19 protein-coding genes are annotated in these 20551 nt (G+C 45.6%); 2 read left to right on the plus strand and 17 right to left on the minus strand.

Annotation, left to right across the window (positions count from 1 at the left end; translation table 11 throughout):
• Window positions 1–120: 120 nt before the first annotated feature.
• Both hemQ and bacG read left to right on the plus strand, forming a co-directional pair.
• Window positions 121–885, plus strand: a complete 765-nt coding sequence (gene hemQ, locus NX903_RS18505; protein ID WP_003227507.1) for a hydrogen peroxide-dependent heme synthase — start codon at window positions 121–123, stop codon at window positions 883–885.
• Window positions 886–1017: 132 nt separating this feature from the next.
• The gene (gene bacG / locus NX903_RS18510; RefSeq protein ID WP_029726228.1) at window positions 1018–1797 is read left to right on the plus strand and encodes an NADPH-dependent reductase BacG; all 780 of its coding nucleotides are present in this window, start codon (window positions 1018–1020) and stop codon (window positions 1795–1797) included.
• 14 nt (window positions 1798–1811) lie between these two features.
• On the opposite strand, the gene bacF is transcribed toward bacG, so the two are convergent.
• From bacF to NX903_RS18595, 17 genes are all read right to left on the minus strand, one after another.
• Entirely contained in the window at window positions 1812–3011 is a 1200-nt protein-coding gene (gene bacF / locus NX903_RS18515; protein WP_080529926.1) for a transaminase BacF, read from the minus strand.
• Window positions 3012–4196 carry a bacilysin exporter BacE gene (gene bacE / locus NX903_RS18520; RefSeq protein ID WP_014481236.1) on the minus strand — a complete coding sequence of 395 codons (1185 nt, stop codon included), beginning with the start codon at window positions 4194–4196 and terminating at the stop codon, window positions 3012–3014.
• Window positions 4193–5611, minus strand: coding sequence for an alanine--anticapsin ligase (gene bacD, locus NX903_RS18525; protein ID WP_024571622.1), 1419 nt, complete (start codon window positions 5609–5611; stop codon window positions 4193–4195). The genes bacE and bacD overlap by 4 nt, the downstream gene beginning before the upstream one ends.
• An 18-nt stretch (window positions 5612–5629) precedes the next feature.
• Window positions 5630–6391, minus strand: a complete 762-nt coding sequence (gene bacC / locus NX903_RS18530) for a dihydroanticapsin 7-dehydrogenase (RefSeq protein ID WP_024571623.1) — start codon at window positions 6389–6391, stop codon at window positions 5630–5632.
• A gap of 2 nt (window positions 6392–6393) precedes the next feature.
• Window positions 6394–7101, minus strand: coding sequence for a 3-((4R)-4-hydroxycyclohexa-1,5-dien-1-yl)-2-oxopropanoate isomerase (bacB, locus tag NX903_RS18535; protein WP_003244300.1), 708 nt, complete (start codon window positions 7099–7101; stop codon window positions 6394–6396).
• Complete coding sequence (bacA, locus tag NX903_RS18540; RefSeq protein ID WP_086344444.1) at window positions 7091–7705, minus strand: prephenate decarboxylase; 615 nt, start codon at window positions 7703–7705, stop codon at window positions 7091–7093. The genes bacB and bacA overlap by 11 nt, the downstream gene beginning before the upstream one ends.
• A gap of 151 nt (window positions 7706–7856) precedes the next feature.
• Window positions 7857–9095: an MFS transporter gene (locus NX903_RS18545; RefSeq protein ID WP_086344445.1), complete on the minus strand. Its 1239-nt coding sequence runs from the start codon at window positions 9093–9095 to the stop codon at window positions 7857–7859.
• 209 nt (window positions 9096–9304) lie between these two features.
• Entirely contained in the window at window positions 9305–10717 is a 1413-nt protein-coding gene (locus NX903_RS18550) for an amino acid permease (RefSeq protein ID WP_029318679.1), read from the minus strand.
• Window positions 10717–12417, minus strand: a complete 1701-nt coding sequence (locus NX903_RS18555; protein ID WP_086344446.1) for a M20 family metallopeptidase — start codon at window positions 12415–12417, stop codon at window positions 10717–10719. The genes NX903_RS18550 and NX903_RS18555 overlap by 1 nt, the downstream gene beginning before the upstream one ends.
• A gap of 73 nt (window positions 12418–12490) precedes the next feature.
• Window positions 12491–14038, minus strand: coding sequence for an L-glutamate gamma-semialdehyde dehydrogenase (gene pruA / locus NX903_RS18560; protein ID WP_086344447.1), 1548 nt, complete (start codon window positions 14036–14038; stop codon window positions 12491–12493).
• Between the two features lie 226 nt (window positions 14039–14264).
• Window positions 14265–15539 (minus strand): glutamate dehydrogenase, encoded by a 1275-nt coding sequence (gene rocG, locus NX903_RS18565; protein ID WP_015250966.1) that lies wholly within the window; start codon window positions 15537–15539, stop codon window positions 14265–14267.
• 178 nt (window positions 15540–15717) lie between these two features.
• Window positions 15718–16182 carry a biofilm surface layer hydrophobin BslB gene (gene bslB / locus NX903_RS18570; protein WP_003227472.1) on the minus strand — a complete coding sequence of 155 codons (465 nt, stop codon included), beginning with the start codon at window positions 16180–16182 and terminating at the stop codon, window positions 15718–15720.
• A 323-nt stretch (window positions 16183–16505) separates the two neighbouring features.
• Window positions 16506–16961 carry a dTDP-4-dehydrorhamnose 3,5-epimerase family protein gene (locus NX903_RS18575; RefSeq protein WP_014481242.1) on the minus strand — a complete coding sequence of 152 codons (456 nt, stop codon included), beginning with the start codon at window positions 16959–16961 and terminating at the stop codon, window positions 16506–16508.
• Window positions 16954–17805 (minus strand): dTDP-4-dehydrorhamnose reductase, encoded by an 852-nt coding sequence (gene rfbD / locus NX903_RS18580; protein ID WP_015250965.1) that lies wholly within the window; start codon window positions 17803–17805, stop codon window positions 16954–16956. The genes NX903_RS18575 and rfbD overlap by 8 nt, the downstream gene beginning before the upstream one ends.
• A gap of 13 nt (window positions 17806–17818) precedes the next feature.
• Complete coding sequence (gene rfbB / locus NX903_RS18585) at window positions 17819–18766, minus strand: dTDP-glucose 4,6-dehydratase (protein WP_086344448.1); 948 nt, start codon at window positions 18764–18766, stop codon at window positions 17819–17821.
• Complete coding sequence (locus NX903_RS18590; protein ID WP_014478328.1) at window positions 18766–19506, minus strand: sugar phosphate nucleotidyltransferase; 741 nt, start codon at window positions 19504–19506, stop codon at window positions 18766–18768. The genes rfbB and NX903_RS18590 overlap by 1 nt, the downstream gene beginning before the upstream one ends.
• A gap of 24 nt (window positions 19507–19530) precedes the next feature.
• Window positions 19531–20550 carry a PseG/SpsG family protein gene (locus NX903_RS18595; protein WP_086344449.1) on the minus strand — a complete coding sequence of 340 codons (1020 nt, stop codon included), beginning with the start codon at window positions 20548–20550 and terminating at the stop codon, window positions 19531–19533.
• Window position 20551: the final 1 nt, after the last annotated feature.

Here is a 20551-nt window from a genome sequence, read left to right on the forward strand (position 1 = left end):
TAGGTTCTTCTATTTTGATGGAGTTATACGGAAGGGATGTTCAAGGTTTCTCCACAGTAGAATCGGATAAACTATGGTATAGTGAAGGCAATCATGAAAAGATAATGGGAGTGAAGATAAATGAGTGAACAGCAAATGACGAATGAAGCTGCAAAAACGCTTGACGGCTGGTATGCGCTTCATGATTTCCGCACAATGGATTGGACTTCCTGGAAGCTGCTGTCCAGTGATGAGCGCCAATCTATCATACATGAATTCACCGGGTTGCTTGAAAAATGGGGCGTAGCCCAAAAAGAAGGAAAAGGATCGCAAACTCTTTACAGCATCGTCGGCCAAAAAGCTGATTTTATGCTGATGATCCTTCGTCCTACAATGGAAGAATTAAATCAAATTGAGCTTGAATTCAACAAATCAAGACTTGCTGAGTTCACCATTCCGGCATACTCCTACGTATCAGTGGTAGAGCTGAGCAACTACTTGGCAAGCGGTGACGGCGATCCTTATGAAAATCCGCATGTGCGCGCTCGCCTTTACCCTGAACTGCCGGAATCAAAATATGTATGCTTCTATCCAATGGATAAAAGAAGATCCGGCAATGACAACTGGTATATGCTTTCAATGGAAGAACGCAGAAACTTGATGAGAAGCCACGGTTTAATCGGCCGCAGCTATGCGGGCAAAGTCAAACAGATCATCACCGGCTCTGTCGGCTTTGACGATTACGAGTGGGGCGTTACATTATTTAGCGATGATGTCCTTCAATTCAAGAAGCTAGTGTACGAAATGCGTTTTGACGAAGTCAGCGCTCGCTATGGCGAATTTGGTTCATTCTTTGTCGGCAATCACCTTTCGCTTGATACACTTCCTCAATTCCTATATGTATAATATCCCCTCCCGCCCTATCCGGCGGGAGTTTTTCAATCCTCCTTTATCAGAATTTAAATAAAATTTGCTATTTTCTTCGTTTTTTCTTACGATGTAGATAATAATCCAATTTTTTCAAAGGGGTGCAGTTATTTGTCAAAACGAACCGCATTTGTTATGGGAGCCAGTCAAGGGATCGGGAAAGCAATCGCTCTGAAATTAGCAGACCAGCATTTTTCCCTCGTCATTAATTCGCGAAATTTGGATAATATTGAATCTGTCAAAGAAGACATTTTGGCCAAGCATCCTGAGGCGAGCGTCATTGTCCTTGCGGGCGATATGTCTGACCGGCATACGAGAGCGGGCATTTTTCAGGAAATCGAATCTCAATGCGGACGGCTTGATGTTCTGATTAATAATATCCCGGGCGGCGCGCCTGATACATTTGATAACTGCAATATAGACGATATGACGGCCACGTTCACTCAAAAGACCGTTGCCTATATTGACGCTATCAAGCGTGCTTCCTCACTGATGAAACAAAACGAGTTTGGCAGAATCATCAACATTGTCGGAAATCTGTGGAAAGAACCCGGCGCCAACATGTTCACAAACAGTATGATGAATGCCGCTTTAATTAACGCCAGTAAAAATATTTCCATCCAGCTTGCTCCTCACAACATTACTGTCAACTGTCTGAATCCTGGTTTTATCGCTACAGACCGTTATCATCAATTTGTGGAAAATGTGATGAAAAAGAACAGCATATCCAAACAGAAAGCAGAGGAACAGATTGCTTCCGGGATTCCGATGAAACGGGTCGGATCAGCCGAAGAAACCGCAGCGCTCGCCGCGTTTCTTGCCTCTGAGGAAGCCTCCTACATCACGGGACAGCAAATTTCCGCTGATGGCGGCAGCATGAAAAGCATATAAAAACATCCCGCTTTTTAGCGGGATGTTTCTTGTAATGACCCGAACGGCAGGTTCAGCTTTTGAATCCGCGTGACAAATTCCCGCAGATCCTCCTGCTTCGACACCATTGAGATTCTGACATGCCTTTTTCCGTTGCTTCCAAAAATTTCGCCCGGTGTGACTACGACATGGGCATGCTCCAGCAAGTAATCGGAAAATTGGTGAGATGTCTCAAACGTATTCGGAATTTCAGCCCATACGTAAAAGGTTCCTTTTGGCTTTTCCATCTTCCAGCCCAGTTCCTTTTCACAAAGCGCCGTAAAAAAGTCAATTCGTTCCTTATAAATTCGTTTCAACGATTCCGTATGCTCCGGATCTCCAGAAAGCGCCGCACTCGCTGCCTGCTGCAGCCCGCCGAACATGCCGACAAATACATGATCCTGAAATTCATTGACGGCCTGAATGATCCTTTCGTTCCCAACCGCAAACGCCATTCTCCAGCCGGCCATGTTAAATGTTTTTGAAAATGAATAAAGCTCTGCTCCGACAGTTTTGGCATCCTCTGCCTCAAGAAAGCTGGCCGGTTTTTGATCGAATTCAAACGCCCCGTATGCAAAATCATGAATCAAATGGATGTTATGCTCTTTCGCAAAAGCAGCAGCTTTTGCATAAAAAGCCGCATCAGCCACAGCTCCAGTGGGGTTGTTCGGATAGTTTAAAAACATAAGCTTCGCTTTTTCCAGCACGGCTGGATCAATCTTTTCAAAATCCGGCAGATAGCCATTTTCTTCATACAGCGGCATTTCGTAAAGCTCAGCTCGCGCCATCGTAATCCCTGATAAATATTCAGGGTAGCCTGGATTCGGGACTAAAGCGATGTCTCCCGGATTGAGCAGGCATTGTGTCAGCACATACAAACCGGCTTTCCCGCCTCCGAAAAGCGCGACCTCCGTTTCAGGATTGATTGTCACGCCGTATTCTCTTTTATAGAAAGCAGCGATTGCTTCCTTCAAAAAAGGATAACCTCTGAATGGGCCGTATCCATGAAATGAAGGATTCAGAGACGCCTCCCGCAAAGCCTCGACAATATGCGGCGGAGTGGGAAGGTCAGGGTTCCCCTGTCCGAGATTAATGATATGGGCTCCCGTTTTTTCCATTTCCTTTACCTTTTGAAAAACGAGAGAAAACTCCTGCCTTGGAAGTGTCTTGATGACATCGGACGGTGTTATTTCCATCTAAAAGACTCCTTTTTGCTCCGTTTTGTTATCCCGTTCCAAAAACGATTTGTTGACGAGCTTCGTATGCAGAAACAAACCGCATACGATCACGACAATCAGCCCCATAATGACCGGAGCGCTTAGGATGTTAATGAACATTGAACCAATAGAAATGCATAATCCGATAGACGCTTCGGCCACTGAAAAAATGCGCCCTTGAATCTGGTTTGCCGCATTTTCCTGAACCTTCACTTTTGCAAGCACTTCCCCGTATTCCATCGCGATGAAAAAGAGGATCGCCGCGATGACAGAAACAGCGAATATCGGTGTGAATAAAAACAGCGCCAGCGAGACAATGGATAAAACGGTAAAGTACGTCAGGCCTCTATTGTTGTTAAAGCCCCATTTGCTGACAAGCGCCGCTCCGATAAAGCCGCCGAAGCCGATGCAGAACGTGAGAATAAAGTTGCCGATTTCCCCGTCACCCAGAAAGCGGCTGACAATCGGAAAATAGCTGTACACAACTCCCCACAGCAAAGCCATCGTAATCATCGTAAACATGGCGTTTAATACGAATGCATTGGTTTTGATTTCCTTGAGTCCTTCCTTAAAAGACTGAAAGGCCTCTTTAATGTTTTCAGATTGAATCGGCACAAATTGCAGCTTGATACGGCTGATAAAAAATGCCGAAACCAGGTATGTCACACCGTTAAAGGCAACAGCCAGCTCTACAGATCCGCCTAACAGAAAGAGCCCTCCGGCAGCCGCCCCGACGATAATGGAAATGGTTGTCGCTTTTGCAAATAACGTGTTGATGCTTTTAATATCTGATTCTAAGGACGACATGACAGCGAGACGGGCGGGATTAAAAAACACGCCGCTTCCATAAGAAATAAACAGCAGGGCCAGAAAAATCAGCGGATACTCGCCTTTTGGAAGAAATGTGAGCCCCAAAAAGATGATGCCTCTGATGATATCCGTCCACAGCATGATCTTAATTCTGTCTAACCGGTCGACCAGAACCCCCAAAAACGGCTGAAACACCATCGGAATGCTTCTGACCACGATGACCCCGGACGTCACCCAATAATCGTGATAATATGTAGACAAAATGAGCAGGGCAGGGAGAACACAATAGTCTCCCATGAATGATAGCGCCTGCCCGTAAAGCAAGTATTTAGAGTTGGGTTTCAGCTGTTTCATACTGGCAGCACATACTTTGCCGTCAGCTTCGCATGCTGCTGAATTTGTCTGATTGATTCAGCCACATCCTGTGAATTACTGCCTTTCAGTTCAAATGCAGCAATGGAATTGAAAGCTTCAAACAATGTCAAATCAACTGAAGTTCCTGGTGCTGCGGCCGAAAAAGAAACGATTTCAGTATCCCCTTTTAAAAGCCCGTCAGGCAGATCGATCGCTTCAATGACCAAATCCTCAGCAGTTTCTGGAATCTGGCCATTTTGTTTGAAATGCTGCGGGTACAAATGGCAGTCGGCAACATAATAAGGCTCTTGATCCAATAATCCGTCCGGCAGATCGGCGTCTTTTCCGAAACAAAGGACATCTAATAATAATTGCGCCATATCAAGGCCAAAGACCTTTTTAATATTGGGGATCATATTCCAGCCGGCGAATCTGGCTGCCGATTCAATTAAACCCGGTTCTCTGTTTTTCATTAGCTTGATCTCTGTATGTGTTGCGCAATTTTGCAGTCCAAGCCCTTCATTTGCCTTTTTGGCAGCTTCGACAATTTTCTTTTTTGCCTCTTCATCCAGAATGGACGGCGTAATGTGGGATGTCTCTGTAAACCCGATTTGCGGCGTTTTATCATGAATGGCGATCGGGAAATACTCACCGTCAGCCATGATGCCTTCTATACTGATATAGTCGGAGTACCCTTCTGTTTGATACCAGTCTCCGTACTCACCCTGTAAAAATTCTTCAGCGATAAACGGCGCTTCAAACGTAACCGCCTTTGGCACGTTAATTGATTTCAGATAGTCATTGACTCTGTTAAATTCATCTTCTGCCGTCTCAGTGTCCGTAATCAGCGTTACACCGATTGAACTCGCTAAGTATGTAGGCTTTAAGATAAGAGGTGTGCCGATCTCTTCAAGAGCAGCACGGAAATCTTCAAGAGTTGTGACTCGTTTATTTTTGATCGATTTGACTCCGGCCTTATTAAAAGCGTCCCTCATTTTATTTTTATCTCTGGCATTTTCGGCTGCCTGCACGCCGGCACCTCTCAGGCCCAGGCGTTCACAGGCTTTCGCCATCGGAGCAATGAATAATTCATTGTTTGTTGTGATGGCATCCGCCCCAAACATTTCGGCAACCTTGACGATTTGCTCGACGACCTCTTCCTCAGGCTTGTCATGATCCTCATGCGCCCAATAAATGGAATCAGGATGCTCAAAATCAGCTAAACTCTTAAAATAGTCTTTATCTTTTATGACCGCGACCGAGTATTTTTCAATCAATGCTGCATGGGAGGCTGTAATTGCAAAAGGTCTTGGAATAAAGCTGACCAGGTTATATTTTTCAGCAGCGCTTTTATAAAACATGTGCGGCGGGCAGCCTCCAAGATCAGCGATGACCAATACTGTTTTTCTCTCCATATGTAAAACACTCCTTCTCTATTGTGCGGTGTATCCTCCGTCTGCGGTGATGGCGCTTCCGGTCATATAGCTTGATAAATCCGAGGCTAAAAACAGCATCACGTTTGCGATTTCTTCAGGTTTCCCAAGCCTCAGCAGCGGATTTACCTTCGCCTTTTCTTTTTTGATCTCTTCAAGTGTGCCTTCATTATTTTCAAGGAATGATTTTTCATTCAGCGGTGTGTCGATGATCCCTGGGCATACGCAGTTCACGCGAATTTGATGCTTCGCATAATCAACAGCCATTGATTTAGTCAGCTGCAAAACCCCGCCTTTGCTGGCGTTATAGGCAGGAATATCAGGCCATGCCACGAGTCCGCCGACAGAGCACGTATTAATGATGTTACCCTTGCCGGCGGCCAGCATATGCTTAAGTGCATGTTTGCTCATTAAAAACGTGCCGGTCAAATTGACTTGCAGCACCTTGTTCCAATCGCTGAGCTCCATCTCGTGAATAGGCGCCACGATTTCGATGCCTGCATTATTAATCAAGACATCGAGCCCGCCAAATGTATGAACCGCCGATTCAACTGCGTGCTGGCAGGCAGCCTCGTCTGTGATGTCCGTTTGCACAAAGTGCAGCCTGTCATTATTTTCTTTTCGTACCATTGCTTCTCCCTGCGCTTCGTCAATATCCGCCACAACCACATTGGCCTGCTGGCCCAAAAAAGCCTGAACCGCAGCATAACCAATGCCTGATGCGCCTCCTGTTATGAGGACGGTTTTATCGGTGAGGTTCATGATCATTCATCCGCCTTCATTTTTTTTGCTTTTGCTCTGTTGTAGCGCGGCGGGAAGAAGATATTAATCGATTTTGATTCTTTTTCCGAACGGTTGATGGCACCGTGATCTTCACGAGGCTCACAGAAATAGGCTGTGCCGAATTTCATCTCGACTGTGCAGCCTTCGACCGTCATGTCATAGCCACCGCCGATGCAGATGCCGATTTGTTCATTCCGATGTTTATGGAAAGGCATTTCTCCGCCATTTCCAGGGATTTTGGCAAGCATAATTTCTACCCAATCCTCAACAAAGAACGTGACTTCCATGCCCGGCAACAGGTCTCTTGTTTTGAAAATATCCAAAAAGTAGTCCTCAGGACTTGTATATGTTTCATCAGCTTTCAGCCGCTTGATATCAATAGCAATCACTTCTTGGTCTGTGTCGTTTCTTGCCCCGTGAGGCACATGCGGCGGCGCGATATAGGCAGATTCCAAGGCTGTCATTTTTCTTGTCACATCTCCGACAGTCATCATCAGCTCGCCAGAAACGACCATGCCGATTTGGACCTCCTTATGCTGATGGGGTTCAACATTGGTATGCGGCGGGACGTAAGACATTAATACTTCAGTATCCCCTCGTACGGTTGAATACTGCCTCACTCCGTTTTCCCATTCAATTAATTTCGGTGTCGGGAAATAAAGCTCCTGCATATCTTCTTTAGTTTTCATCATCACCGTCTCCTTTTCCAAATAATGACCAGCTCATTGGAATGCTTTTGAATGTTTTTACAAAGGTTAGCCCGTACTTTTGCCGTGCAAGCTCATTGGTTAAGGCAATATCATACAAGCCTTCTTTTACTTTTCTTGCGGCTTGACTGGTTGAATTGACTAGTTTGAAACGAACATCTTTGCGGGTAAAATATTTTATTAAATTAATAGGTGAAGGATGTGAAACAATAACAGATGTATCAAGCATATCGTCCCTGAATTCAAAATCAGGACGAACAGCCAGGCCGTACATCGGTGTATCGCACCTGAAGATCTGCAATAGCTGCAAATCCGGCCTCATGTAGAAATGCTTAATGCCATCGTAAGCATGTGGGACGATGGTATATTCCAGCGGGCTTTGGAGCGTCCTTTCGATGCATGATTCAAAAGTATCATGCAAGGACAATTTACTGTTCAGCCCTTGTAGAAGAGTAAAATTGGAAATGAAATGCTTTGCTGCGTACTCACTGCTTGTCCCCTCAGGGCCGAGCGTGTTGACTGTAATGAGTTTGGATAGTGAATCAGTTCTTTTTTTTGTCTGAATGCTATTATCCAATATAATCATGAGCACCAACCAATCTTTTAAAATTTTAAGTAAATTTTATCCAGCGGAAATTGAACTGTCAATGTTTTTTGAAAATATTGATAATTATTCCCATACAAACAAAAAAACCCTTTAAAAAGGGTTTTTAATTATAGGAATTTAGAAACTTTGTTTATTGAGATAAGGACTGATCGGCCTTCTGCTCAAGTTTGCCGTACTTTTTATATGCGAATACACTGAGCACAAATCCGAGGACTGTGATGGCTGCGCAAATCAATCCGACAGCTGCATAGCCGTATGCCACATAGACGGGTCCCATTAAAGCAGAACCTAATGTCACGGCCAGATTCGAGGCGAGGCTGTAAAACACCATGACTTTTCCGCGATGACGCTCTGAGCAGTCACTCAAAATGGTGCTGAGCAGCGTCACCGTCAAACTTTGCATTAATCCCCAAATAAATAGGCTGGCGATTAACAGAAACATAGACGCCGGCGCATATGGTAAACACACCAGCAGAACGCTGATGACCCCCAGCGCAATCAAAAGGGAGCGCATTTTTCCGATGCGGTCGGCTATCTTTCCTGTAATCACACTCATGGAAAACCCGATTCCATAAATCATGATAAATAAGCCCGCAGCCGTGTTTCCTCCGGTAAAAACGTCCTGAAGATAGGTGCCTAAAAAGGAATACATACCGTAAAAACCAATCATATTACAAAAGGTTATCGTGATATAAACAGGTACACGAGGGACTTTCAGCGCATCCCGGAATGTTCCTGCCGGCTCTTCTATTTCTTCCTTGCCGCTGTTTTTATGTTGGGCATGGCGGCGCATTTCAAGGAGAATCAGCAGGACAACTAAAACGCCCATCAAGGCGAAAATCCAAAACGTCCATCTCCAATGCAGGACGCCGCCGATAAATGATCCGAGCGGCACTCCGAAAATCAGCGCCAGCGACCAGCTTGAAACGATCAGTCCCATCACCTTGCCCCGGTATGTATAAGGGACACGATCACCGACAACTGCGTAAGCGGTCGGAACAAACGCTCCCGCAGCCAATCCCGAAAGCGCCCGGCCTAAAAAGAAGAAAAAAATATTTTGAGCTAAAGCGCATATCACCGTTCCTATGATAAAAATCATAAGCCCGGCCAATAAGCTCAGTTCTCTGGAGTATTTATCGCCTAATGGAACCAAAAGCGGCGCACCGATAAAAATCATAACGCCGTAAATACTGATAGATAATGCAAGGACGCTGACATCTGAGCTGAAGGCTTTTGCTAAATCCGGCAGCAGCGGTGAGATTACAAGCTCTTCAGATCCAGCCGCAAATACCCCCATCGTTAAAGCCAGTGCCAACAATAACGGAAAATGATGTTTTGTTTTGATGTCATTGTTTTGATTGCTGTTCATTCTTTCTCAAACACCTCTTCCATAATCTTCTTATCATAAAGTTGTATTATAGTTTAGCATTGTTTTTTCACTATTTACAATTCGAACGAAATATTTATAAGTTTTATTGTTTTCATTTAAATCCCATTATATATTTCTATATTTCATTCTAAAAACACATGAGGATGTAATGCGTAGAAAAAGCTCTCCGGCCTCCCGGAGAGCTTTTTCTATTGCGCCTCTGTCTGCTCTTTTTCAATCGGTTCATGATTTATACGCTTTTTGATGCTTAGATGATAGTATGCATAACAGAAAATAATGATCGGCACACCGCAGTATAAGCCAATTCTTTGATCCGGAATGAAAATAAGGCTGATCAACACGCAGCCATATAAACAAAATCCGAGAATCGGGACTAGCGGATAAAGCGGCGTTCTGAACTCCAGATCATTCACATTTCCGCCTTCAGCAAGGAAACGCCTGCGAAAGAAAAATTGCGACGCACAAATGGACATCCACGCGACAACTGTCACCATGCCCGAGATTGAGATACACCATAAATACACTGTTTCTGCAGCCATGACACTTGTCAGCAGCGAACAGCCTGAAATGCCTAGCGTAATCAGCAGGGCATTCATCGGCACGCCTTTTTTTGTCAGTCTGGTGAGAAAGGAGGGACCCATTTGATTTGATGAAAGTGACCACATCATACGCGACGCCGCATACAATCCCGAATTAGCAACAGATAAAATGGCCGTTAAGATGACAAAGTTCATGATATCTGCCGAAAATGGGATGCCGATTTGATCGAGTACCGCTACAAACGGGCTTTCAATCACCCCCGCCGTTTTGTACGGAAGGATGGCAACCAAGACGAACATAGCGAGCACAAAGAAAAACAGCGTGCGCCAAATAACATTTCGAATGGACTTTGGCAGTGTTTTTTCCGGGCTTTCACTTTCCCCTGCCGCAATGCCGACAAGCTCCGTTCCCTGGAACGAGAAGTTTACCATGACCAGCGTAAACATAACGGCCAGCACCCCATTAGGGAAAAGCCCTCTATCAGTCATAAAGTTAGACAAAAAGGGTGTCTCCTGTCCGCCTTTAAAGTCAATCAAGCCAAACACAGCGGCTCCGCCAATCACAATAAATAATATGATCGCCGCCACTTTGATGCTTGAAAACCAAAATTCCATTTCCGCAAAGCTTCTGACAGAGAGCGCATTAATCAAAAAGATGACGATGCCGAACACGAGGCACCATATCCAGATCGGAACGGAGGGCAGCCACCTTTGCATCAAAATGCCTGCTGACGTCAGCTCTAACCCCACTGTATTCGCCCAGCTGAACCAATACAGCCAGCCAATCATAAAGCCTGTCGACGGTCCCAGAAATTTAGTGGCGTAGGCCTGAAACGATCCGGCCACCGGCATGGCAACAGCCAATTCTCCTAAACAAAGCATGACGAGATACATTAAAAATCCGCCGATGATATACGCGGCAATGGCGCCGAGCGGTCCCGCCTGGCTAATGGTAAAGCCAGAGCCTAGAAACAGCCCAGTGCCAATCACCCCTCCCAAAGCAATCATAAACAAATGCCTGCTTTTCATGCTGCGCTGCAATTCATTTTTATGATTCTGCATCATCCTTCCCCCTTTGGTTCTTTTGCCGTGATGGTCATCCGGTAGCTTTGCAAAAGATGAACGGTGGTTTGCTGTATGAGGAGAGGCAATACATGAAATGTGTACGGTTTATAGACTCGTTCTGTCCATTTATGGCCGTCTTTTCCGTACACGCCCATATTAATGGATGGAATATTCAGCTTGCGTATGTCTTTGAACGGAATGGTTCCAATCATATTCCACCCAGGGAAGTTCCTGATAAAAGAATCAATTTCGCCATCGGTTTCGTGCAGTGATAAAAAACTGCCGTCTGCCAAGTAGGGGAAAAACTTTTTGAAGACAAATGTTTCGCCTGTCGATTCAGCGGTTTTGTCAGCCGCTTCTTTAATCACATGCTGCAAAAGCTGATCTCTTGCGCTATCTTCTTTCAAATAGTTATGCGGCAGGTAAGGAGGTGCGTAAAATAGAATGACTTTTGCGCCTTGATCGGGGTCAAGCTTTTGAAGCTCTTCGATTGCCTGAAAGCATCTCATGCGAAGTTCAAGGTGCTCGTTGGCTTTGAATGTCTGCTCGATACACTGCTCGGGATCTATCCCCCGGTTTCTCAGCTTTTCTAAGTATTGCTCCAGGCTATACACTTGAATGCCCCATGATAAATGTTTCTTTGGCAGGTTGGCTCTTTTTGCATATTCTTCATAATAATCTGATAATTTTTGTTCTGTCTCTCGGCATGCTTCCTCAGTGACTTCAATAAGCAAATCCATCATTTCTTTTGCTGTTCTTTCATAAATAAAACAATTGAAATACAAGCTGGTGCTGACAGCCGTTTGCACATTATAGGATTCCTTGTTATCACGCTGATACAAACAGGATGGGGGCAGAACCAACTCCCCTTCAACCTTTTCTGCCAGATGGATGTTATTGTGGAGACGGCTTGTGATTTCAGATGAAATTAAATTTGGGTCAATCCCTGCCAGTGTATTGCCAACATGGACTTCACGCCCGTAAATGTAAAAGCAAGGCAGCAGTTTTCCCGCGGCTCCGGTATAGATATATCTTGTCTGATCACCATCGTAAAGCGGGGTAATAAAATCCGTATTAATAGCAGCCAAATAGTGAAGCTGTTTTTCTTTTTTTAGCCGGTTCAGCTCTGAAATGCTGGCAAGAATGCCCGAATGCTGGCTCTCCTCATCGGGATTGGCCATAAACAATACATTTCCCGGCAACGTCTCAAGGTTCTCCGAAAAATGCAGGAGATTGGCTAAATGCACGGCGATGCCGCTTTGCATATCGACAGATCCTCTTCCGAACATCCACTCGCCTGATTTGGCATCCCGCTGAACATCCTGATCGAACTCATAGCGGCTGAAATACTCGGCCAATTTCTCACAATCAAAAGCGATATCCTTTAAAGGGCCGAAATCTTCGATTCCAACTGTATCCAGATGGGCATGGTAAATGACTGTATTACGGCTTTCTCCATGTCCTTTAATAAACGCAAAAATATTTTTGCGATTGTATGGGTCATTGGGAATGGCCTGTTCCCACACATGACTGGGGTTTTCCTGAAAATAAGGATAGCTCGTGATCACTTCTTTGATGAAATCTGCTTTTGTCCCTTCTCCAACGGTGCCGTTCACGCTGCTGAGGCTGACCAGAGATGCTGTCAGCGCCTCCACTCTTTCAGCCGGATTCATGTGACTGATTTTTGTATACTGCATAAATTGTCCTCCTGATCAAAAAGTTGAAATCGTGCGATCCGCTAAAGAATCGCACGATTTTATTTCTCTCAAATCAAAAAGCTTCGGACGTTGTTTTGGCTTGCATATGAAGAATTAAGTAATCGGGACCGCCTGCTTTTGAGTCTGTTCCTGACATATTAAAACCGCCGAACGGCTGATAGCCGACAATTGCTCCGGTACATCCTCTGTTAAAATATAGGTTTCCGACATGGAAATCCTCGCGTGCCCGTTCAATGTGCGCACGGTTTTTCGTCAGAAGCGCACCTGTTAATCCGTATTCCGTGTTATTGGCAATCTCCAGCATATGATCGAAATCACGCGCTTTGCAAATCGCAACAACCGGACCGAAAATTTCTTCCTGCATCAAGCGGGCGTTTTCATCAACATCTGCAAAGATCGTCGGCTGAATAAAGTAGCCTTTTGAATCATCGCCTTCTCCGCCGGCCAATAGCTTGCCTTCAGATTTGCCGATTTCAATGTATTTCATCACTTTGTTGTAGGATGCTTCATGAATCACGGGACCCATATACGTATCAGGATCTTCTGGATTGCCGACAGTCAGCGTTTTGGTCAGCGCCACAGCTTTTTCCACCACTTCATCATAAACATCCTGATGAATGACCGCGCGGGAGCCCGCAGAACACTTCTGTCCTGAATATCCAAAGGCTGAATACACGATAGAGGATGCAGCAAGGTCAAGATCAGCGTCCTTGTCGACAAGCACTGTGTCTTTTCCGCCCATTTCTGCAATTACCCGTTTGAGCCATTTTTGGCCCGGCTGCACTTTGGCGGCTCGCTCATAAATCCGGCAGCCGACTGCACGGGAACCTGTAAATGAGACAAACCGTGTCTTCGGATGCTCAACTAAGAAATCACCGATCTCCGCTCCATCTCCCGGAATGTAATTCAGAACGCCGTTTGGCAGACCCGCTTCCTCCATGACCTCGACAAATTTTGCTGCCACTACCGGGGCTGCGTCAGCCGGTTTTAAGAGAATCGTATTTCCTGTCACAATCGCTGCCGCCGCTGTTCCCGCCATAATCGCAAGCGGGAAATTAAATGGAGAAATGACGATGCCGACGCCAAGCGCTTCGTAATGATATTGATTGACCTCGCCAGCACGGCTCTTCACCGGAGCCCCTTCCTTGAGCTTTAACATTTGGCGCGCGTAGAACTCTAAAAAGTCTATCGCTTCAGCCGTGTCCGCATCTGCTTCCTTCCACGGTTTTCCCGCTTCCTTCACAAGATAGCTTGAAAATTCATGCTTTCTTCTGCGCAAAATAGCCGCTGCCTTAAAGAGAATATTCGCGCGGTGCTCCGGTCTTTGTTTTTTCCAGGAATCAAATGCCTGCAATGCGGCTTGCATCGCTTTTTCAGCAAGCTCTTGATCCGCTGTAGACGCGTACCCAATGATCTCTTCTTTATTTGCCGGGTTAATAGAAATGATTTTGCGGTCCGTTTCAATTTTTTCTCCATTTATGACAAGCGGATAATGCTTGCCGAGCTGAGTGTTTACAAAGGCCAATGACTCCCCAAATGCAGTTTTATTCTTTGCTTCCGTAAAATCGGTAAATGGTTCGTGCGCGTATGTGACTGTCATATGTAGTCCCCCTCGTGTTATGAAATATATCTTCGCATATGAATAAAAATGCAAGAATCATGCCATTTTCTTGTCTTTTGCTGAAAAAACTTGTTGAATCGAACAGAAATTTGTCTAACAGGTGATCACCTTTCTCTTTTTCCGATCTTGAACGCAAATTTATTTTGCGATTTTTGCTCTTTACGCAAAAAACAAATGCAAAATTATTTTGCGGAGGCTTCTCAAATTACACCCATCCGCGGAATCTCGATGCTTCTGCCGATTTTCTGATGCCCGTCATGTAAGCCGCCAAACGCATATCCACTTTATGTGTTGCCGCTGTTTGATAAATTGTTTCGAACGAGCTGACCATGACGTTTCTCAGTTTTTCTGCAACTTCTTCTTCTGACCAATAATATCCTTGGTTGTTTTGCACCCATTCAAAATAAGAAACCGTGACGCCGCCGGCACTCGCCAGGATATCCGGCACAAGCAGCACGCCTCTTTCATTCAGGATCTTAGTGGCATCAATGGTTGTCGGTCCGTTCGCCGCTTCAACGACGATTGACGCCTGAATGTTATGTGCGTTTTTGGCTGTGATTTGATTGGAGATCGCGGCAGGCACTAAAATATCGCAATCCTTTTCAAGCAGCTCCTCATTTGTGATGACGTCAGTAAATAAATTGGTGACCATACCGAAGCTGTCCCGTTTATCGAGCAAATAAGGGATATCAAGGCCGTCTGGGTTGTAGAGCCCGCCATTGGCATCAGAAATCCCGATCACCTTCGCGCCCGCATCGTGCATGAATTTGGCCAGGAAGCTACCCGCGTTTCCAAAGCCCTGTATGATGATGCGCGCGTTTTGCAGCTTGATCCCTTTTTTCTTCACCGCCTCTTCAATACAAATCGTGACGCCCTGTGCCGTCGCCGTTTCCCGTCCTTGCGATCCTCCCAAAACAAGCGGTTTACCTGTAATAAAGCCCGGAGAATCGAATTCCCGCAGCCGGCTGTACTCATCCATCATCCACGCCATAATCTGCGAATTTGTGTATACATCTGGAGCTGGAATATCCTTTGTCGGACCGACGATCTGGCTGATGGCACGGACATACCCCCTGCTCAGCCTTTCCAGTTCTCCAAATGACATTGTCCGCGGATCACAAATAATACCGCCCTTCCCGCCGCCGTAAGGAAGATTGGCAATCCCGCATTTGAGCGTCATCCAAATGGATAATGCCTTTACTTCCTCTTCATTAACTTCTGGATGGAAGCGAACGCCCCCCTTTGTCGGACCGACAGCATCATTGTGCTGTGACCGGTAGCCTGTGAACACTTTGACGCTCCCATTGTCCATTTTGACCGGAATGCGGACAGTGAGCATTCTCTGCGGCTCTTTCATGAGTTCATACATATCTCCCGGATAACCCAGCTTCCGAAGGGCTTCCTTAATGATTGTTTGGGTAGACAGAAATAAGTTAAGAGCTTCTTTTTCTTCATCTTTCGAGACTTGCTTTGCTGACATCTTTTTCACCTCATTGTTTTTTTGGCCGGCTGTAATGTAAGCGCTTTAAAAAATCAGCCCGCCAATTCCTTTCTGCATCGGATTCACCCTTATCATCATGCAAGATCCGTACCAGCTTTTGAATCCACAAAAAAAAAGAGACTGAAAACATCTCAGTCTCTGACTACAAATCTATCGATTAACGGGGATCAATCACCAGCTGCGTTTCAGCATAAAAACTGCCGATTCCCAAACCGTTTACTACATCGCCTTTAATCGTGTAAGTGCCTGCGCGAGGAAGAGTTTTACGCACCATGACAAGGTCAAATTCGGATGCGCCTAACAAATCAAGCGTAAGCGGGAGTCTGACTGTTTTTCCATCGTTTAAAATCTGTGTTTCTTTCAGTGTTCTTCCATTCACTGAATCTCTTGTCGTAGCATGAAACCCGTCAGGAAATTGAAATTCTACCGCTCCGAGAGAAAGCACCGCATTTGGTTTATATGTCACTTCAATATCAGAAGTGGTCCACTCTTTCGTGCTGTTAATTGTTTTTGCCTCGATTGATGCAGACTGTGCATGAGCTTGGCCCGAAGGAAGTAAGATTGATAGTAAAACAGCTGAACTGATGAATAATGAAGATACGAATGAAGTTCTTTTTAGCATGACATTTCCCCCTAATTGATTGTTGAAATTTGGCCAGAGCGTCCTCTGCAGAAAAAGCGCTTTTTCATAATTCGCGAATTACCAGTTCTTTTTCTTAAAAATTAATCTATCATCATTTTCCATGGAAGTAAATGTTTTTTAAGGAATATTAACACTTGGAATTCAATGAGAATTACTTCCTGTTTACACAAGGTTCAAATGGACGATTTCTCTCTCTTTTTCTAGTAACATCTGCCCGACATTTTCTATCTTTTATCCTATTTTAAAAAAGGGCAAAAAAAGTCGAAGATGCCTCTGCTCTTCGATTGATCACGTTCCTATTTTTATCTGAATTCAGTGTTCCAGTTAAAACCGATCGTCTCATCATTCCACGGAATTCTTTTTTCATCAGGCTGATCCGGGTTATACGACATGGTGGTAAAATAGATAATTGTCAGCGGTGTCTCTCCCAGCACTCTATATCCGTGAGCCACCCCTTTTGGGATTAATAACAGCATCGGGTTGTCTTCGCCCATATAATAGACGTCCGTTTCTCCTTTTGTCTTTGAATCCTCTCGAAGATCGTATAGGACAACCTGAGCGTGGCCGGTTGGGAAGAACCAGAGATCATCCTGCTTCTCATGATAATGAAATGCCTTAATCACACCCGGATAGCTTTTCGACCAAGAGGCCTGCCCAAAATGCTCAAGGAGATTCTCATCGTCCCGGACCAGCTCAGCAAAAAAGCCTCTGTCATCGCTATGCTTCATCAATTTTTTCACCTTGACTCCATCAATCACACGCACTGCTCCTTTCCTGCAAATACTCTCGTAACGCTTCCCGCCAGTGGCGGGGGCGGATGCCGGCTTCTTCAATAGCCCGATGGCTCAGCACAGAGTATGCCGGGCGGGGCGTTTTGTTCCCGTATTCCTCTGTCGTTACAGGCAAAATGGCTGTTTCCAGCCCGCTTTCTTCCATAATTGCCGTCGCAAACTCATACCAGCTGCATATGCCTGAATTGCTGACATGATAGATGCCCGGCGGATGGCTGAACAGCTTGATGACCGCTTCTGCTAAATCCTTCGTATAAGTCGGCGAACCAATTTGATCGCTGACAACCCGAAGCTCTTGTTTCGTTTCAGCAAGCTTCAGCATGGTTTCAACGAAATTACTGCCGCCATGTCCGTACACCCACGATGTTCTGATGATCGTGCTGTCTTTTGTCGTTAATCGTATCAGTTCTTCTCCAAGCCTTTTGCTTTTCCCATAAATGGTTTTCGGATCGAGGGGATCGTCTTCCCTATATGGCTGGGTTCCTTTCCCATTGAATACATAGTCCGTGCTGATATGAACATATTGAGCACCGATGCGGGTTGACTCAAGCGCTGTATAATAAGCGCCGATTCCGTTAATCAAGTACGCTTTATCAAGCTCTTTCTCGCATTGATCAACCGACGTAAACGCGGCGCTATTGACCACGATATCCGGCTGATAATGGCCAAACGAATGCCGTACTGAGCGCTGGTCAGCAATGTTCATCATCTTCTTTGTTAACGCAATGACCTCATATCCGGCTTGCTTCAGCTGGCGGCATAGTTCCAAGCCAAGCTGTCCTCCGGCCCCAGTTACCAATACCTTTGTCAATCAGATCACCTTCTCATCGGTCATTGTCTGTATACCACTGAATCGTACGCGCAATGCCTTCTTCAAACGTCACTTCCTGCCGCCAGCCCAGTTCATTTTTCAGCTTAGATGCATTGATCGCATAGCGCCGGTCATGCCCTTTTCGGTCTTCCACGTGGGCGAACAATTCCTCACAGCCCAGATGCTTCAAAATGACACTCGCCAGCTCTTTATTCGTGCGTTCATTTCCGCCGCCGATGTTATACACCTCGCCGTCGGTTCCTTTTTCTAAAATCAGTTTGATTGCGCGGCAATGATCCTCCGCAAACAGCCAGTCTCGGATCTGGAGTCCATCGCCATACAGCGGAACAGGCAGGCCCTGCTTCGCATGACGGATAATCGTCGGAATCATTTTTTCGCTGTGCTGATAAGGTCCGTAATTGTTGCTGCATCGTGTAATGATGGCCGGAAGCTTGTGGGTTTTCACATAAGACAACACGAGCAAATCTGAGCTTGCTTTGCTGGCTGAGTATGGGTTATTAGGAGAAAGCGGCGTCGTTTCTGTAAACGCGGGATCATCCGCTTTTAAATCTCCGTACACCTCATCTGTTGAAATATGAATCAGCTTCTTGGCTTTTCCTTTCAAGACCGCTTCCGCCAATCGGTAAGTCCCCATGACATTTGTGGTGATAAACGGCTCCGCTTGGGAAATGCTTCTGTCCACATGCGATTCTGCTGCGAAGTGAATGACGCCGTCGTAGGTCTCGTCAAACGCCCGGTCGATATCCTCCTGAACGCTGATGTCCCCTTTTACAAAGCGAAAACGGCTGTTTTGCTGTAATTTTTCCATTTCCTCCGGGTGGCTGGCGTACGTCAGTTTATCTAAAACGGTAATGCGCGCTTCCGTTTCCCTCAGCATGAGCTTTGTAAACGTGAGCCCGATGAAGCCGGCCCCGCCTGTAATTAAATATGATTTTGCCATCACTTTTCGTCCTGTCCTTTCCGTAAAGCCTGGTGTACAAGCTGGGAAGCGAGATAAAGCGATTCGTGAGTTCCGGCATCTACCCACCAGCCTGATAACACATCATACGTAAGCTGGCTGTTTTCGATGTATAGATTATTAACATCGGTGATTTCCAGCTCGCCGCGCTTTGATGGTGATATTTGTTCAATATACGAAAACACCTCTGCATCATACATATAAATGCCGGTAACACAAAGGTTGGTCGGTGGCTGTTCGGGCTTTTCGATGATGGAACGAATCCGCTTGTTTTTCTCATCAATCTCAGCAATCCCGAAACGTTCCGGGTCATCAACTTCTTTCAGAAGCACTTTTGCTCCTTTCCCCTGCTGTTCAAAGCGTTCTGTATAAGGCTTTAATGAATCTTCAAATATATTATCACCTAATAATAAAATGAAAGACTCTTTTTTCGTAAAGCGCTTTGCATAAGACAGCCCATCCGAAATGCCCGATGCTGCCGGCTGTACTTGATAAGTGATAGTAACGCCAAGCTCTTCCCCGTTCCCAAGCAGTTTGTAAAATTGCGGCATATGCTCCTTTTGGCTGATGAGTAAAATGTCTTTTATTCCGGCTTCCTCCAGCTTCATAATCGACCAGTATATCATCGGATACGGGCCTACAGGAAGCAAATGCTTGTTGACGGCTTTCGTTAAGGGCATAAGGCGTGAGCCGTTTCCTCCGGCTAAAATAACACCTTTCACATTAACACTTCCTTACATGCATTTTTATATCTCTTGTTCATATAAATCTTGAAGAATAGCTGTTACCCGTATAATGCCTTTGCCATCCACGAGCGGCCTTCCTCCCTTGTGCAAAGAAAGGCGAAGAGGATAGCTGCTCATAATGCGTGACATCTGATAGATGAGTGTTTCATCCGGTACAAGCTCACCCAATCCAAGATCAAGAGCGGCGCCTTGGCCAGCAAATGTTTTTGCTGTTGCCGTTTGATGCTCAACCTGAGAAAGAACAAGGCACGGCACGCCGATGCAAATGGCTTCATATAGAGAGATGCCGCCGGCGACAATGGCTGCGTCCGCTTGTTTCATCAAACCTGCCATATCATTTGTCTGTTCGATCATCTTGTACTGCGGCTTCTTTTCGATCCGCCTTCGGACTGCCTCTTGATGCGGTGAAGCGCTCCCCATCACAAACATCATGTTTTTGTCTTTTATGTCGGGGACTTGATCAGCGGCAGCCAGCACTTTAAAAATAAGCTGCTTCGGATCACTTCCTCCTAATGCAACAAGGATATTGCGGCAGTCTTTCTTAAGTGTGTAATCCTCTCTAGCGGCCTGAAAGGCGGGGTGAAGAATAAGATAGTCCGGACCTTCATAGATGCGTGTGTTTCCCTGAACGTACACCCTGCTTCTGATGTGACCGTAAATTCCGTTAATGACTGCGTCACTATATTGAATCGATTTACCGTTTTTCTCTTCAAAAAGAACAATTTTCGCATCTGTCTCCGTCTTTATTTTCTTTAACAGCTCTGCAGGCGCGCCTAGAATATCAAACAAAAGCAAATCAAGCTTCTTGCTTTTTATTTCCCGGAGAATAAATTCGTGCTGCTGCAGCTCCGGCTTTACGATGACACGCCAATGCTCTTCATGAAGAAACGCTTCAGACTCCTGATTCGTATAAAACGTAATCAAGCATCGCTGTTTGAGCCCCTCCGCAAGCCTCTTCATCCGGACAACATGGCCCATTCCCTTTTCATAGCCGCCGTCTGCGAAGATCCCAACATGCATG

This window comes from Bacillus sp. FSL R5-0576 (assembly GCF_038004765.1).
Classification (GTDB): domain Bacteria; phylum Bacillota; class Bacilli; order Bacillales; family Bacillaceae; genus Bacillus; species Bacillus subtilis.

Excerpts from the sequence above, each read along its gene's own strand:
- hemQ (WP_003227507.1), top strand. The coding sequence starts at position 121 with ATGAGTGAACAGCAAATGACGAATGAAGCTGCAAAAACGCTTGACGGC.
- bacF (WP_080529926.1), bottom strand. The coding sequence starts at position 3,011 with ATGGAAATAACACCGTCCGATGTCATCAAGACACTTCCAAGGCAGGAG.
- bacE (WP_014481236.1), bottom strand. The coding sequence starts at position 4,196 with ATGAAACAGCTGAAACCCAACTCTAAATACTTGCTTTACGGGCAGGCG.
- bacD (WP_024571622.1), bottom strand. The coding sequence starts at position 5,611 with ATGGAGAGAAAAACAGTATTGGTCATCGCTGATCTTGGAGGCTGCCCG.
- bacC (WP_024571623.1), bottom strand. The coding sequence starts at position 6,391 with ATGAACCTCACCGATAAAACCGTCCTCATAACAGGAGGCGCATCAGGC.
- bacB (WP_003244300.1), bottom strand. The coding sequence starts at position 7,101 with ATGAAAACTAAAGAAGATATGCAGGAGCTTTATTTCCCGACACCGAAA.
- bacA (WP_086344444.1), bottom strand. The coding sequence starts at position 7,705 with ATGATTATATTGGATAATAGCATTCAGACAAAAAAAAGAACTGATTCA.
- NX903_RS18545 (WP_086344445.1), bottom strand. The coding sequence starts at position 9,095 with ATGAACAGCAATCAAAACAATGACATCAAAACAAAACATCATTTTCCG.
- NX903_RS18550 (WP_029318679.1), bottom strand. The coding sequence starts at position 10,717 with ATGCAGAATCATAAAAATGAATTGCAGCGCAGCATGAAAAGCAGGCAT.
- NX903_RS18555 (WP_086344446.1), bottom strand. The coding sequence starts at position 12,417 with ATGCAGTATACAAAAATCAGTCACATGAATCCGGCTGAAAGAGTGGAG.
- pruA (WP_086344447.1), bottom strand. The coding sequence starts at position 14,038 with ATGACAGTCACATACGCGCACGAACCATTTACCGATTTTACGGAAGCA.
- rocG (WP_015250966.1), bottom strand. The coding sequence starts at position 15,539 with ATGTCAGCAAAGCAAGTCTCGAAAGATGAAGAAAAAGAAGCTCTTAAC.
- bslB (WP_003227472.1), bottom strand. The coding sequence starts at position 16,182 with ATGCTAAAAAGAACTTCATTCGTATCTTCATTATTCATCAGTTCAGCT.
- rfbB (WP_086344448.1), bottom strand. The coding sequence starts at position 18,766 with ATGGCAAAATCATATTTAATTACAGGCGGGGCCGGCTTCATCGGGCTC.
- NX903_RS18595 (WP_086344449.1), bottom strand. The coding sequence starts at position 20,550 with ATGCATGTTGGGATCTTCGCAGACGGCGGCTATGAAAAGGGAATGGGC.